The 14,678-nt window shown below is 72.6% G+C and carries 7 protein-coding genes and 1 pseudogene; 3 read left to right on the top strand and 5 right to left on the bottom strand.

What is annotated here, in order from left to right; genetic code table 11:
• Window positions 1-18: 18 nt before the first annotated feature.
• A pseudogene (locus tag QK442_RS08300) lies at window positions 19-681 on the top strand (ATP-binding domain-containing protein); the annotation flags it as partial.
• On the opposite strand, the gene glgB reads toward QK442_RS08300, so the two are convergent.
• From glgB to QK442_RS08280, 4 genes are all read right to left on the bottom strand, one after another.
• Window positions 668-2,881, bottom strand: a complete 2,214-nt coding sequence (glgB, locus tag QK442_RS08295) for a 1,4-alpha-glucan branching enzyme (protein ID WP_282693221.1) — start codon at window positions 2,879-2,881, stop codon at window positions 668-670. The pseudogene QK442_RS08300 and the gene glgB overlap by 14 nt on opposite strands.
• A gap of 106 nt (window positions 2,882-2,987) precedes the next feature.
• Window positions 2,988-4,349, bottom strand: coding sequence for a maltokinase (locus QK442_RS08290; protein ID WP_282693220.1), 1,362 nt, complete (start codon window positions 4,347-4,349; stop codon window positions 2,988-2,990).
• A gap of 235 nt (window positions 4,350-4,584) precedes the next feature.
• Window positions 4,585-6,297: a maltose alpha-D-glucosyltransferase gene (treS, locus tag QK442_RS08285; RefSeq protein ID WP_282693219.1), complete on the bottom strand. Its 1,713-nt coding sequence runs from the start codon at window positions 6,295-6,297 to the stop codon at window positions 4,585-4,587.
• Window positions 6,294-8,279 (bottom strand): alpha-1,4-glucan--maltose-1-phosphate maltosyltransferase, encoded by a 1,986-nt coding sequence (locus QK442_RS08280; RefSeq protein WP_282693218.1) that lies wholly within the window; start codon window positions 8,277-8,279, stop codon window positions 6,294-6,296. Before QK442_RS08280 ends, treS begins: the two co-directional genes overlap by 4 nt.
• A 434-nt stretch (window positions 8,280-8,713) precedes the next feature.
• Here QK442_RS08280 and QK442_RS08275 point away from each other — a divergent pair, with 434 nt between their 5' ends.
• Both QK442_RS08275 and glgP read left to right on the top strand, forming a co-directional pair.
• Complete coding sequence (locus QK442_RS08275) at window positions 8,714-9,556, top strand: AraC family transcriptional regulator (protein ID WP_282693217.1); 843 nt, start codon at window positions 8,714-8,716, stop codon at window positions 9,554-9,556.
• A gap of 147 nt (window positions 9,557-9,703) precedes the next feature.
• On the top strand, window positions 9,704-12,274 hold the full coding sequence (gene glgP / locus QK442_RS08270) for an alpha-glucan family phosphorylase (RefSeq protein WP_282693216.1): 2,571 nt from the start codon (window positions 9,704-9,706) through the stop codon (window positions 12,272-12,274).
• Window positions 12,275-12,338: 64 nt separating this feature from the next.
• Here glgP and QK442_RS08265 read toward each other — a convergent pair whose 3' ends face one another.
• Complete coding sequence (locus tag QK442_RS08265) at window positions 12,339-14,369, bottom strand: M4 family metallopeptidase (RefSeq protein ID WP_282693215.1); 2,031 nt, start codon at window positions 14,367-14,369, stop codon at window positions 12,339-12,341.
• Window positions 14,370-14,678 lie beyond the last annotated feature (309 nt).

The following is a 14,678-nucleotide window of genomic DNA, read 5'->3' as shown; positions in this document are numbered from 1 at the left end:
CCGGTACGGCCCCCCCCGCGGGCCGCAGCCGACCGCACCTGGGCCTTCGGCCACATCATCGTCGACGAGGCGCAGGAGCTGTCCGCGATGCAGTGGCGGCTCCTGATGCGCCGCAGCCCCACCCGCTCGATGACCCTGGTCGGCGACCCGGCGCAGACCGGCGACCCGGCCGGCGTCGGTTCCTGGGAGCGGATCCTCACCCCGTACGTGGAGGACCGCTGGCAGCACGTGCGGCTCGGGGTCAACTACCGCACGCCCGCCGAGATCATGGCGGTCGCCGCCGCCGTCCGCCGGGAGGACGACCCCGCCTTCGAGCCGCCGGGATCGGTCCGCTCCACCGGCGTCGAGCCCTGGGAGCGGACCGCCGAGGACCCGGTGAAGGAGACCGCCGACGCGGTCGCGGCCGAGTCGCGCGCCGAGGGCCGGCTCGCCGTGATCGCCCCGGCGGAGCTGCTGCCCGCCCTGGCCGAGGCCCTCCCCGACGCCGCGCACGGCCGCGAGCCCGACCTCACCCGGCCGGTCGTCCTCCTCGACCCCCGGCAGGCCAAGGGCCTGGAGTTCGACACCGTCCTCGTCGTCGACCCGGACGGCATCCGGGCCGGCGCCCCGCACGGCACGAACGACCTGTACGTGGCGCTGACCCGGGCCACCCAGCGGCTCGGGATCGTCAGGCGGGCCTGAGCCAGACCGTCGCCAGCGGCGGCAGCGTCATCCGGACGCTCGCCGCCCGGCCGTGCCACGGCACCGACTCGGTCTTCACCGGGTCGGTGCGGGTCACGTCCGAACCGCCGTACCGGGCCGCGTCCGTGTTCAGCACCTCGCCCCAGGCGGCGAAGGACTCCGGCACCCCGATCCGGTAGTCGTGCCGGACGACGGGGGAGAAGTTGCAGACGGCGAGCAGCGGCGAACCGAAGCCGTCGTACCGCAGGAAGGCGAGGACGTTGTCGTTGGCGGCGTCCCCGGCCACCCACTCGAAGCCCTCCGGCGCGGTGTCCCGCTCCCACAGCGAAGGCGTCGCCGTGTAGACCCGGTTCAGGTCCCGCACCAGGTCCCGCACGCCCCGGTGGTCGGCCTCCGCCCCGTACTCCGGGTCGAGCAGCCACCACTCGGGACCGTGCTCCGCCGACCACTCCGCGCCCTGCGCGAACTCCTGCCCCATGAAGAGGAGTTGCTTGCCCGGGTGAGCCCACATGAAGCCCAGGTAGGCGCGGTGGTTGGCGCGCCGCTGCCACCAGTCGCCGGGCATCTTCGACACCAGGGCCCGCTTGCCGTGCACCACCTCGTCGTGCGAGATCGGCAGGATGTAGTTCTCGCTGTACGCGTACACCATCGAGAAGGTCATCTCGTGGTGGTGGTACTTGCGGTGCACCGGCTCCTTCTCCATGTACTGGAGCGAGTCGTGCATCCAGCCCATGTTCCACTTCATGCCGAAGCCGAGGCCGCCGAAGCCGCCGGGGCCCACCTGGTCGGTCGCCCGGGTCACCCCGTCCCAGGCCGTCGACTCCTCGGCGAAGGTGACGATGCCGGGACAGCGGCGGTAGACGGTGGCGTTCATCTCCTGGAGGAAGGCCACCGCGTCCAGGTTCTCCCGGCCGCCGTACTCGTTGGGCACCCACTCGCCGTACTCTCGCGAGTAGTCCAGGTAGAGCATCGACGCCACCGCGTCCACCCGCAGGCCGTCGATGTGGAACTCCTGGCACCAGTACACCGCGTTGGCGACGAGGAAGTTCCGCACCTCCTTGCGGCCGTAGTCGAACTCCAGGGTCCCCCAGTCCGGGTGGTGCGAGCGGCGCGGGTCCGCGTGCTCGTACAGCGGCCGGCCGTCGAACTCGGCCAGCGCCCAGTCGTCCTTGGGGAAGTGGGCCGGCACCCAGTCCATCAGGACGCCGATCCCGGCCCGGTGCAGCGCGTCCACCAGGAACCGGAAGTCGTCCGGGGTGCCGAGTCGGGCGGTCGGCGCGTAGAAGCCGGTGACCTGGTAGCCCCAGGAGCCGCCGAAGGGGTGCTCGGTGACCGGCATGAACTCCACGTGGGTGAAGCCGAGTCCGCTGACGTACGCGGGCAGCTCCTCGGCCAGCTGACGATAGGTCAACCCGGGTCGCCAGGACGGCAGATGGACCTCGTAGACGGAGATCGGCGCCTCGTGCGGCGGCCGGGCGCCGCGCCGCTCCATCCACTCCGCGTCGTCCCACTCGTAGTGCGACTCGGTGACGATCGAGGCGGTGTTCGGCGGGCACTCGGTGCGGCGGGCCATCGGGTCGGCGCGGAGGGTGTGCGAGCCGTCGGGCCGGGCGATGTCGTACTTGTACACCGCCCCCTCCCCGATGCCGGGCACGAACAGCTCCCACACGCCGCTGGAGCCGAGCGACCGCATCGGCAGGCCCGTGCCGTCCCAGCAGGTGAAGTCGCCGGTGACCCGCACGCCGCGGGCGTTCGGCGCCCACACGGCGAAGCGGGTGCCGGTCACCCCGCCATGGGTCATCACGCGGGAGCCGAGCGCCGTCCACAGCTCCTCGTGCCGGCCCTCCCCGATCAGGTGCAGGTCCAGCTCGCCGAGGGACGGCAGGTGCCGGTACGGGTCCTGGACGGCGGTCTCCTCGCCGTCGTACCGCACGCGCAGCTCGTACACCGGCACCTTGCGCAGCAGCGGCACGAGGGCCGAGAACAGGCCGTCGCCCTCGTCGCGCAGCTCGACCCGCCGCCCCTTCGGCAGCACGGCCGACACGCTCCGCGCCCAGGGCCGCAGCGCCCGGATGACGATCCCGCCCTTCACCGGGTGGGCGCCGAGCAGCGCGTGCGGATCGTGGTGCTCACCGGCGAGCAGCCGCGCCCGCTCGGCGGGGTCGATCGGGGGCGCCGTGCGGGGCGTCTTGGCGGTCACCGGAAGCCTCCTGAAACATTGAAAAGGGTACGAACAAGGCAACTCCCGCGCGGGGCGCCAGGAAACTCCGCCGAACGGGCCATCTCGCCTCCCGGGGGCCGCGCGCTCATCGGGGAGCGGTCAGACGCTGGATGGCGGACATCGGCACGGGGAGCCAGTCGGGGCGGTGGCGGGCCTCGTAGACGACCTCGTAGACCGCCTTGTCGGTCTCGTAGGCGCGCAGCAGCGCCGGATCCGTCCGGGGGTCGGCGCCCGACACCTCCGCGTAGCCCGTGCAGTACGCCGCCCGGCACCGCGCGGCCCAGTCCGCGTTCCAGGGGCGGTGGGTGCGGGCCGCGTAGTCGAAGGAGCGGAGCATGCCGGCGACGTCCCGGACGGTCGGCTGCGGGCGGCGGCGCTCGTCGAGGGGTTTCGCGGGCTCGCCCTCGAAGTCGATGACCGCCCACGCGCCGTCGGAGCCGCGCAGGGTCTGCCCGAGGTGCAGGTCGCCGTGGATGCGCTGGACCGCGCCCGCGCCCTCCGCGTCGCCGGCCGCCGCGAAGACGGCCCGAAGGCCGGGGACGTACGGCAGGAGGGCGGGGACGGCCTGGGCGGCGGCGTGCAGCCGCCGGTCCATCGCGGCCGCCAGGCCCTCGGTCTCGGCGCGCGGCAGGCGCTGGGTGGGCAGCGCCCGGGCGAGGGCGAGGTGCACCTCGGCGGTGGCCCGGCCGAGTTGCCGCGCCTCCGCGGTGAACTCCCGCCCCGCGGCCAGCGCGTCGAGCGCCAGCCGCCAGCCGTCCCGCGAGTCGCGCAGGTACGGCTGGAGGACGCCGAGCGTCGCCGCGCCCGCTTCGAGGCCCGACTCGAACCAGGCCACCGGCGCGGGGACGCGGGAGCACCCCGCCCGGTCGAGGGCGAGCGGCAGTTCCAGGTCGGGGTTGGCGCCGGGGCTGACCCGCCGGAAGATCTTCAGGATGTACGCGTCGCCGAACACCAGTGAGGAGTTGGACTGTTCGGCGTCGAGGACCCGGGGGGCGAGCGCCCCGGGCAGGGCGCGGGTGGCGTGGAAGCGGAGCGGTCCGGTGCGGCCGGGGGTGCGCAGCCGCTCGTACAGGAGCCCGGCGAGCCGCGGATCGCGCAGCCCCTCGTAGACGGCGCGGCCGGCCAGCGGGCCCTGCCGGACGCGTCCGATGAGGGCGGGGGCGAGGCGCGGCGGCAGCTGCGTCCGTACGCCGAGGAGGAGTTGGTAGCAGTCGGCGGGCGTGCCGGCCGGGTGGCCGGGCTGTTCGACCCGCAGGAGGAGATGGAGGAGTCCGGGTCCGGCGCCGTCCAGGGGCAGCAGCTCGGTGGCCGCGTCCAGCGTGAATCCGGTGACCCGGCGACCCTTGCCCGCGAACCAGCGCTGCCGGGGCAGCCATTCGTGGAGCAGGGGTGCGAGGGACGGAAGGAGGGCGTCCGGGGCCCGGGTGGTGGATGCGGTCTCCGGCATGGCATCGCGTCCTTTCCCCGGGGCGCGCAGTTGGCTGTCGTAGGCGTTCAAATGCGCAGATTGTCCCGGATGGCGGCTGGGGCTGTCCGGATGTGCGGGACGTGTCGGAAAGGGAAGATCCGTATGGATGGACCCGGATGGGGCTGAATCGTGTGTGGGACACAGTTCCCAGAGTGGGACGGCGGAAACCGTCCCACCCCGGCGGAGGCCTGAACGGCCTTCCGTCAGACCTTCTTCACGCCTTCTTCATGCGGAACCAGTAGAAGCCGTGGCCCGCCAGCGTCAGCAGGTACGGCAGTTCGCCGACGGCCGGGAACTCCACCCCGCCGATCAGCTCCACCGGCCGCATCCCGGCGAAACGCCGCAGGTCCAGCTCGGTCGGCTGGGCGAACCGCGAGAAGTTGTTCACGCACAGGACGAGATCGGCCTCGCCCCCCTTCACGGCGGGGGTCTCCCGCAGGAAGGCGAGCACCGCCGGGTTGGACGCGGGGAGTTCGGTGTACGTCCCCGTCCCGAAGGCGCGGTTCTGCTTGCGGATCTCGATCATCCGCTTCGTCCAGTGCAGCAGCGAGGACGGCGAGGCCATCCCCGCCTCCACGTTGGTCACCTGGTAGCCGTGGACCGGGTCCATGATGGCCGGCAGGTAGAGCCGGCCCGGATCGCAGGAGGAGAAGCCCGCGTTCCGGTCCGGGGTCCACTGCATCGGGGTGCGCACCCCGTCCCGGTCGCCGAGCCAGATGTTGTCGCCCATGCCGATCTCGTCGCCGTAGTACAGCACCGGGGAGCCCGGCAGCGAGAAGAGCAGCGCGGTGAACAGCTCCATCTGCTTGCGGTCGTTGTCGAGGAGCGGGGCGAGCCGGCGCCGGATGCCGATGTTGGCCCGCATCCGCGGGTCCTTGGCGTACTCGGCGTACATGTAGTCCCGTTCCTCGTCCGTGACCATCTCGAGGGTGAGCTCGTCGTGGTTGCGGAGGAAGATGCCCCACTGGCAGCCGGAGGGGATCTCCGGCGTCTTCGCCAGGATCTCCGAGACCGGGTGGCGCGACTCGCGCCGCACGGCCATGAAGATCCGCGGCATCACCGGGAAGTGGAAGGCCATGTGGCACTCGTCGCCGCCGGAGCGGAAGTCGCCGAAGTAGTCGACGACGTCCTCGGGCCACTGGTTCGCCTCGGCGAGCAGCACCGTGTCCGGGTAGTGGTCGTCGATCTCCTTGCGGACCTGCTTGAGGAAGGCGTGGGTGGCCGGCAGGTTCTCGCAGTTGGTGCCCTCCTCCTGGTAGAGGTACGGCACCGCGTCGAGCCGGAAGCCGTCGATCCCCAGGTCCAGCCAGAACCTCAGCGCCGACAGGATCTCCTCCTGCACCGCCGGGTTCTCGTAGTTGAGGTCCGGCTGGTGCGAGAAGAAGCGGTGCCAGTAGTACTGCTTGCGGACCGGGTCGAAGGTCCAGTTGGAGGTCTCGGTGTCGACGAAGATGATCCGGGCGTCGGCGTACTGCTTGTCGTCGTCGGCCCAGACGTAGTAGTCGCCGTACGGTCCTTCCGGGTCGCGCCGCGACTCCTGGAACCACGGGTGCTGGTCGCTGGTGTGGTTCATGACGAAGTCGATGATCACGCGCATCCCGCGCTGGTGCGCCGAGTCCACGAACTCCACGAAGTCGGCGAGGTCGCCGAACTCCGGGAGGACCGAGGTGTAGTCGGCGACGTCGTATCCGCCGTCGCGCAGCGGGGACTTGAAGAACGGCGGCAGCCAGAGGCAGTCCACGCCGAGCCACTGGAGGTAGTCCAGGCGGGACGTGATGCCCTTCAGGTCACCGACGCCGTCGCCGTTGCTGTCCTGGAAGGACCGGACGAGGACCTCGTAGAAGACGGCCCGCTTGAACCACTCGGGGTCGCGGTCCTTGGCGGGGGTGTCCTCGAAGGTGTCGGGGACGGGATCATTGACAGTCATGAGGTGGGTGACCCTCCGGTCTGCGGGGACGGTCGCAGGACGAGCACGTGCGCGGGCGCCACGCCCGGTTCCAGTCGCACGTAGGCGTTCCTGCCCCAGTGATAGGTGGAGCCGGTGAGCTCGTCGCGCACCGGCACGGTCTCGTGCCAGCCGAGGCCGAGTTCCGGCATGTTCAACGAGACCGTCGCCTCCTGGGTGTGGTGCGGGTCGAGGTTGACGACCACCAGAACGATGTTCGAACCCGACTTCTTCGAGTACGCGATCATCTGCGGGTTGGTGGTCTCGTGGAAGGTCAGGTTCCGCAGCCGGTGGAGAGCCGGGTGACGGCGCCTGATCCGGTTGAGGGAGGTGATCAGCGGAGTGATCGTCGCGCCCGAGCGCTCCGCCGACTCCCAGTCACGGGGCCGGAGTTGGTACTTCTCCGAGTCCAGGTACTCCTCGCTGCCCTCCCGCAGCGGGGTGTTCTCGCACAGCTCGTACCCGGCGTAGATCCCCCAGGTCGGCGAGAGCGTCGCCGCGAGCACCGCCCGCACCTCGAAGGCCGGCCGGCCGCCCTTCTGGAGGTAGGCGTGCAGGATGTCCGGGGTGTTCACGAAGAAGTTGGGCCGCATCTGCGCCGCCACGTCCCCGGACAGCTCGGTCAGGTACTCGGTCAGCTCGTCCTTGGTGTTCCGCCAGGTGAAGTACGTGTACGACTGCTGGAAGCCGATCGCGCCCAGCGTCCGCATCATCGCCGGCCGGGTGAACGCCTCCGCCAGGAAGATCACGTCCGGGTCCGCCGCGTTGATCTCCCCGATCACCCGCTCCCAGAACACCACCGGCTTGGTGTGCGGGTTGTCCACGCGGAAGATCCGCACCCCGTGGTCCATCCAGTGCCGCAGCACCCGCACGGTCTCCGCGACGATCCCGTCCATATCGGCGTCGAACGCGATCGGGTAGATGTCCTGGTACTTCTTCGGCGGGTTCTCCGCGTAGGCGATCGAACCGTCCGGCCGGTGGTGGAACCACTCCGGGTGCTTCTCCACCCACGGGTGGTCCGGCGAGCACTGGAGCGCGAAGTCGAGGGCGACCTCCAGGCGCAGCTCACGGGCGCGCGCCACGAAGGCGTCGAAGTCCTCGATCGTGCCCAGGTCCGGGTGGACCGCGTCGTGCCCGCCCTCCGGCGAACCGATCGCCCACGGCACGCCCACGTCGTGCGGGGCCGCCGACAGCGCGTTGTTGGGGCCCTTGCGGTGGGTCTCGCCGATCGGGTGGATCGGCGGCAGGTAGACCACGTCGAAGCCCATCGCCGCGATGGCCGGGAGCCGTTCGGCGGCCGTGCGGAAGTTCCCCGGCACCGTACGGCCCTTGACCTTCCGCACGCCCTCCGAGCGCGGGAAGAACTCGTACCAGGAGCCGTACAGCGCCCGCTCGCGCTCCACCAGGAGCGGGAACGCGGGGGAGGAGGTGACCAGTTCGCGCAGCGGGTACCGGTCCAGGGTCTCCGTCACCCTCGGCGCGAGCGCGGCGGCGAGGCGGGCGGCGGCCGGCCGGGACCCGTCGCGCAGCGCGTCCGCCGCCGCGAGCACCGCCTCCCGCCCGCCGCCCTTCTTCGGGACGCCCTTCGCGGCCCGCTCGTGCAGCTCCGCGCCCTCGGCCAGGACGAGTTCGGAGTCGATCCCGGCCGGGATCTTGATCTTCGCCGCGTGGCGCCAGGTCGCCAGCGGGTCGCTCCACGCCTCGACGGTGTACGTCCACAGGCCCTCGGCGTCCGGGGTGACCTCGGCACCCCAGCGGTCGGTGCCCTCGGCCAGCTCGCGCATCGGGGTCCACGGCCCCGGCCGGCCGGTCGGGCCGGTGAGTACGACATTGGCGGCGACCGCGTCGTGACCCTCGCGGAAGACGGTCGCCGACACCTCGAAGGTCTCGCCGGTCACCGCCTTCGCGGGGCGCCGGCCACAGTCGACCAGCGGGCGGACGTCCAGTACGGGAATGCGTCCCATGAGCGGATTCACAGCATCACCTGACGGGTTACGGGGGTGCGGGTGGTGGTGCGCTCTTTCTAGTGCCGCCGGGGGCCGGTGGGCCGCGGGCATCGCCGCGCCCCTCCGCGTTCACCCGGATGGCGGGTCCACGGGGATGAAGACGGATGCGAGGACGGGTACGGAGCCGGGGGGAGAGACGGTACGGAGACGGGGGCGGGACGGGGGTGAAGACGGGGACGGGGAGAACGGATTCGGGGATACCGGGGGAGAGCCTTCCCCAGGTTCTCGGGTGGGCAATCCGGCCCTTTGTTAACTACTAGGGCGTAGGGGGGCGGACAAGGGTCCGGCCCGGACAAGAAACCCACCCGGGCACACCGGGACACACCGGAACCTTCGTCCCCGCTCGTTACGCTGACACCGCGTCGTCACCGACCGCGGAAGGTGCGTGACCCATGGAAGCCGTCGCCGCGCGGGCCGTCCTCCACTACGTGCTCGCGGGCCGGTGCGGGCTCACCGTCACCGGGCTCCGCGCCCTCGAACTCGCCCGCGGCGACCTCGCGCTGCTGCCGACCGGCGCCCGCCACCGCCTCTCCGCGGGACCCGGCGACCCCGGTGTGCCACCCCCCGTCGGCCTGGCCGGATCCGCCTCCCTCGTCCACGAACTCGTCCACGAACTCGACGGCCCCGCACCGCCCGTGCGGCTCCTCAGCGCCCGCACCGGGCGCCCCGCCCCGCCACCCCTCGCCGCCGCCCTGCCCCGCGCCCTCGTGCTCGACCGCACCCGCGTCGAGGCGGCCCCGCTGCTCCGCGACACCCTCGCCCTGCTCGCCGCGCCCGGCCGGCGCCCGGGTCCCGGCGACCGGCTGCTCGCCCAGCGGGTGTTCGAGGCGGCACTCGCCCTCGCCGCCCCCGCGCCCCGCCCGCCGGACGGCCCGTACCGGCACCCCGGCATCGACCGCGTGCTCGCCGCCGTCGAGACCCGTTTCGCCGAGCCGTGGACCGTGGTGAGCCTCGCCCGCGAGGCCGGCATGTCCCGCTCCGCCTTCACCGCCGCCTTCCGCGAGACCGTCGGCACCTCCCCCGCCCGCCACCTGACGGCCCGCCGCATACGGGAAGCGGCCCGCCTCCTCGCCGAGACCGCCCTCCCCCAGTCGGCCGTCCCCGCCCGCGTCGGCTACCGCAGCCGGGTCGGCTTCCACCTCGCCTTCCGCACCGCCTACGGCACGACCCCGGGCGAGTACCGGGCCGCCGCCCCCCGCCCGGTACGCACCTCCGGACCGCACCGCCCCGCGTGAGCCCTCCGACGCGCCCCCGGTGCCCCGTCCGCGCCCCCGGGCGCCCCGCACGGGCCCGGGGACAGGTCCTACGCTCGGTGCGGCACGCCGGGCGCACAGCGTGGTGCGTCCGCTCCGTTCCGTCACCGGCCTGCGAAGGTGGGACACGTGAAGGCAATCCGTCGATTCACCGTGCGTCCTGTCCTCCCCGACACCCTCCGACCCCTCGCCGCCCTCGCGGCGAACCTGCGCTGGTCCTGGCACGAGCCGACCCGCGCCCTCTTCGACTCCCTCGCCCCCGAGGGGCTCCGGGGCGCCGACCCGGTGCGGGTCCTCGGCGCCCTGGAGGCCCCCCGGCTCGCCGCGCTCGCCGCCGACCGCGACTTCCTCGCCCGGCTCGCCGAAGCCGCCGAGGACCTCGACGCCTACCTCCACCGGCCCCGCTGGTACCAGCGGGAGAGCGGCGACGGCGGGGGTGAAGGACCCGCCGCCCTCGCCTACTTCTCGCCCGAGTTCGGCGTCGCCGCCGCCCTGCCCCAGTACTCCGGCGGGCTCGGCATCCTCGCCGGCGACCACCTCAAGTCCGCCAGCGACCTCGGCGTCCCGCTGATCGGCGTCGGACTCCTGTACCGCCACGGCTACTTCCGGCAGTCCCTCGGCCGCGACGGCTGGCAGCAGGAGCAGTACCCCGTCCTCGACCCCGGCGAGCTGCCCGTCACCCTGCTCCGCGAACCCGACGGCACCCCCGCCCGCATCACCCTCGCCCTGCCCGGCGGCCGCAGCCTCCACGCCCACCTGTGGACCGCCCAGGTGGGCCGGGTCCCGCTCCTTATGCTCGACTCGGACGTCGAGGAGAACGCCCCCGGCGAACGCACCGTCACCGACCGGCTGTACGGCGGCGGCAGCGAGCACCGGCTCCTCCAGGAGATGCTCCTCGGCATCGGCGGCGTCCGCGCGGTCCGTACGTACACCCGCCTCACCGGCCACCCCGAGCCCGAGGTCTTCCACACCAACGAGGGCCACGCCGGCTTCCTCGGCCTCGAACGGATCCGCGAACTACAGTGCAGGGGGCTCGACTTCGACGCCGCCCTGGAGACCGTCAGGGCCGGCACCGTCTTCACCACCCACACCCCCGTCCCCGCCGGCATCGACCGCTTCGACCGGGAGCTCGTCGCCCGCCACCTCGGCGACGACGGCGCCCTGCCCGGCCTCGACACGGCCCGGATCCTCGCCCTCGGCGACGAGACCCCGCTCGGCGGCGACCCCACCGTCTTCAACATGGCCGCGATGGGCCTGCGCCTCGCCCAGCGCGCCAACGGCGTCTCCACCCTGCACGGCTCCGTCAGCCGCGCCATGTTCGCCGGACTCTGGCCGGGCTTCGACGCCGAGGAGGTGCCGATCACCTCGGTCACCAACGGCGTCCACGCCCCCACCTGGACCGCCCCCGAGGTCGGCGCCCTCGGCCCCGACGCCTCCGACGTCTCCGACGGTGACCTGTGGGAACTGCGCCGCACCCTGCGCACCCGGCTCGTCGCCGACGTCCGCGAGCGGCTGCGGGCCTCCTGGCGGCAGCGCGGCGCGGCCGCCGCCGAACTCGGCTGGACCGACTCCGTCCTCGACCCCGAGGTCCTCACCATCGGCTTCGCCCGCCGGGTCCCCTCGTACAAGCGGCTCACCCTGATGCTCCGCGACAAGGACCGGCTGCGCGCCCTGCTGCTCCACCCCGAGCGGCCGGTGCAGCTGGTCGTCGCCGGCAAGGCCCACCCGGCCGACGACGGCGGCAAGAAGCTCGTGCGGGAGCTGGTCCGCTTCGCCGACGACCCGCGGGTCCGGCACCGGATCGTCTTCCTGCCCGACTACGGCATGGAGATGGCCCGCGGCCTCTACCCCGGCTGCGACGTCTGGCTCAACAACCCCCTGCGCCCCCTGGAGGCGTGCGGCACCAGCGGCATGAAGGCCGCCCTCAACGGCTGCCTCAACCTCTCCGTCCTCGACGGCTGGTGGGACGAGTGGTACGAGCCCGAGTTCGGCTGGGCCATCCCCACCGCCGACGGCGCCGCCGCGGCCGACGAGGAGCGCCGCGACGACCTGGAGGCCGCCGCCCTCTACGAGCTGATCGAGCGCCGGGTCGCCCCCCGCTTCTACGACCGCGGCGCCGACGGCGTCCCCGTCGCCTGGACCGCCATGGTCCGCCGCACCCTCACCGCCCTCGGCCCGAAGGTGCTCGCCGACCGGATGGTGCGGGAGTACGTGGAGCGGCTGTACGTCCCCGCCGCCGGCGCCCACCGGGCGCTGACCCCGGAACGGGCCCGGGAGCTCGCCGCCTGGAAGGCCCGGGTGCGGGCGGCCTGGCCGGGCGTCTCGGTGGACCACGTGGAGATCGGCGACGACCTCGCGGAGACCGCGGCCGAACTCGGTGCCACGCCGCTGGTCCGGGTCCGGGTCGCGCTCGGCGGCCTGACGCCCGACGACGTCGAGGTGCAGGCGGTGACCGGCCGGGCCGCCGCCGACGACACCCTCACCGACACCCGCACGGTCACGCTCAAGCCGGCCGGCGGCCCGGACCTGGACGGCCGGCAGCCGTACGCGGGCACCCTGGAGCTGAACCGCACCGGCCCCTTCGGCTGCACGGTCCGCGTGCTGCCCGCCCACCCCCTCCTCGCCCACCCCGCCGAACTCGGCCTCCTCGCCCTGCCGGAGGACCCGGGGAACGAGGGGGCGGGGGTGCTGATGCGGTAGGACGACAGGCGGGCGCCCGGAGGGGGGAAGTCCCTCCGGGCGCCCGCTGCATCCGCTTCCCGGTTTACGGGAAGGTCAGCTTGAAGCTGTTGATGTAGCCGGTGTCGTAGCTGGCCTTGTCCTGGACGCGGAGCTTCCAGACGCCGTTGGCGACCTCGGAGGAGGCGTTCACGGTGTAGGTCTGCTTGATGTTGTCGGCGCTGCCGCCGGAGCGGTTGTGGAGGTTGTAGACCGAGCCGTCGGGGGCGATGAGGTCGACGACGAGGTCACCGATCCAGGTGTGGACGATGTCCACGCCGACGGCCAGGTTGCTGGGCGCGTTGCCGCTGATGCCCGTGACGGTCACGGAGGAGGTCACCGCGGCGCCGGGGGAGTCCGGGATGGCCACGTCGGTGTCGTTGGTGAAGACCTTGCCGACGGGGTCGGGGTCGCCGCCGCCCGGACGGGAGCCGACGTTGACCCCGGCCCAGGCGTGCTGCACCGCGAGCACCTCGGGGCTGTTCGCGCCGTACAGCTCGGTGGCCACCGCGACGGTGCCCGTGCGGGCGCCGGCGTAGTTGGTGCTGGAACCGAACTTCGTGGTCAGCGCCTTGAACCAGATCAGGGACGCCTTGTCCCGGCCGATGCCGGTGACGGGCAGGCCGTCGGAGGTCGGCGAGTCGTAGTTCACGCCGTTGACGGTCTTCGCGCCGCTGCCCTCGGAGAGCAGGTAGTACCAGTGGTTCGCCGGACCCGAGGAGTAGTGGACGTCGACGTTGCCGATGCCCGAGTACCAGTAGTCCTTCGACGAGCCGTCCCGGCTCGGCTTGTCCATGTAGCGCAGCGGGGTGCCGTTGCCGCGGATGTCGATCTTCTCGCCGACGAGGTAGTCGCCCGGGTCGTTCGAGTTGTTGGCGTAGAACTCGACGGCCGCCGCGAAGATGTCGGAGGTGGCCTCGTTGAGGCCCCCGGACTCACCGCTGTAGACCAGGCGGGCGGTGTTGGAGGTGAGGCCGTGCGTCATCTCGTGCGCGGCCACGTCGATGGACGTCAGCGGCTTGGAGTTGTTGGCGCCGTCGCCGTACGTCATGCAGAAGCAGGAGTCCGACCAGAAGGCGTTGACGTACGCGTTGCCGTAGTGGACCCGGGAGTAGGCGCCGACGCCGTCACCGCGGATGCCGGAACGGCCGTGCACGTTCTTGTAGTAGTCCCAGGTGAGGGCGGCGCCGTAGTGCGCGTCCGCGCCCGCCGTCTCCATGTTGGACGGCAGCCCGTTGCCCCAGACGTCGGTGCTGTTGGAGAACAGCGTGCCGGTGCCGGAGGTGCCGCGGTTGAGGTTGTACGTCTTGTGGTTGCCGCGGCCGGTGTCGGTCAGGGTGTACGAGGGCGCGGTGCCGAGCGTCACCTGGCCGCTGTACATCGTGTTGCCGGTGCCGGTGTGGACCGCCTGCCACTCGTAGAGCTTCGCGCCGGTCTTCGCGTCCGTCACGACGTGCAGCTCGTTCGGGGTGCCGTCGTGCTGGAGGCCGCCGACGACGGTCTCGTACGCGAGGACGGGCGCGCCCTGGGCCATCCACACGACCTTGCGCGGGGCGCGGTCGGCGGCGGTCTTCTTCGAGCCCTCCGCGGCCGCGGCGCCCAGGGCCTGCTTCTCGGCGGCGGCCGGGGCCACGGTGGCGGCGAGGTCGACGTTCTTCAGTTCGGCGCGGGAGGACTTGGTGACCGACTGGGTGGCCCCGGCCCTGGACTCGGCGACGATCAGGTCGCCGCCGAGGACGGGCAGTCCGGCGTAGGTGCGCTCGTAGCGCGTGTGGGTCGTGCCGTCGCGGTCCTGGACCACGTCACGGACGACCAGCTTCTCCTGGGCGCCGAGGCCCAGCTCCTTGGCCGTCTCGGCGGTGTCGGCCTGGGCGGCCTTGATCAGCGCGGTGCGCTGGCCGGGGGAGAGGTCGGCGGGGAGCTTGCCGGGGTTGGCCTTGCCTGCGGACTGCGCCTGCGGGGCCGGCGCGAAGGTGTCGGCCGAGGCGGCGCCGGTCTGGACGCCGACGGCGATCATCGCCGCCGCGGCGATCAGGGCACCGGTCGCGGTGGCACGGCGGCTGGGCGTGGATCTCACACGGACTCCTTTTGCGAGGGGGGTACCGGGCCGCTGGGTGGGCGGACCGGGCGGAGCAAAAGAGCGGTGACGCACGAACGGGTGAGGTGACGAACGCGATTGCGAGGAACCGGGGAGAGACTGGCAGCTACCGGCGGTATCTGTCAGGACCGCGTCAACAACTTGGCCGGAAGTCGTCCGGTGCGCGTACGGACATGTTCGTTAACCGGACGTTTCATCGATCATGAACAGCCCGCCATCCCGCGTTCTCCGTGCGGGAATCCCGCCGCCGACGGATATGAGGACTCGCCTCCTCCGCCCGCTGTCCCG

The sequence above is a fragment of the Streptomyces sp. CC208A genome (assembly GCF_030010625.1).
Lineage (GTDB): Bacteria > Actinomycetota > Actinomycetes > Streptomycetales > Streptomycetaceae > Streptomyces.
Note: the sequence above shows the minus strand (reverse complement) of the source record. Positions and strands in the feature narration are given on the sequence as shown.

Excerpts from the sequence above, each read along its gene's own strand:
- QK442_RS08290 (WP_282693220.1), bottom strand. The coding sequence starts at position 4,349 with ATGCCGGAGACCGCATCCACCACCCGGGCCCCGGACGCCCTCCTTCCG.
- treS (WP_282693219.1), bottom strand. The coding sequence starts at position 6,297 with ATGACTGTCAATGATCCCGTCCCCGACACCTTCGAGGACACCCCCGCC.
- QK442_RS08280 (WP_282693218.1), bottom strand. The coding sequence starts at position 8,279 with ATGGGACGCATTCCCGTACTGGACGTCCGCCCGCTGGTCGACTGTGGC.
- QK442_RS08275 (WP_282693217.1), top strand. The coding sequence starts at position 8,714 with ATGGAAGCCGTCGCCGCGCGGGCCGTCCTCCACTACGTGCTCGCGGGC.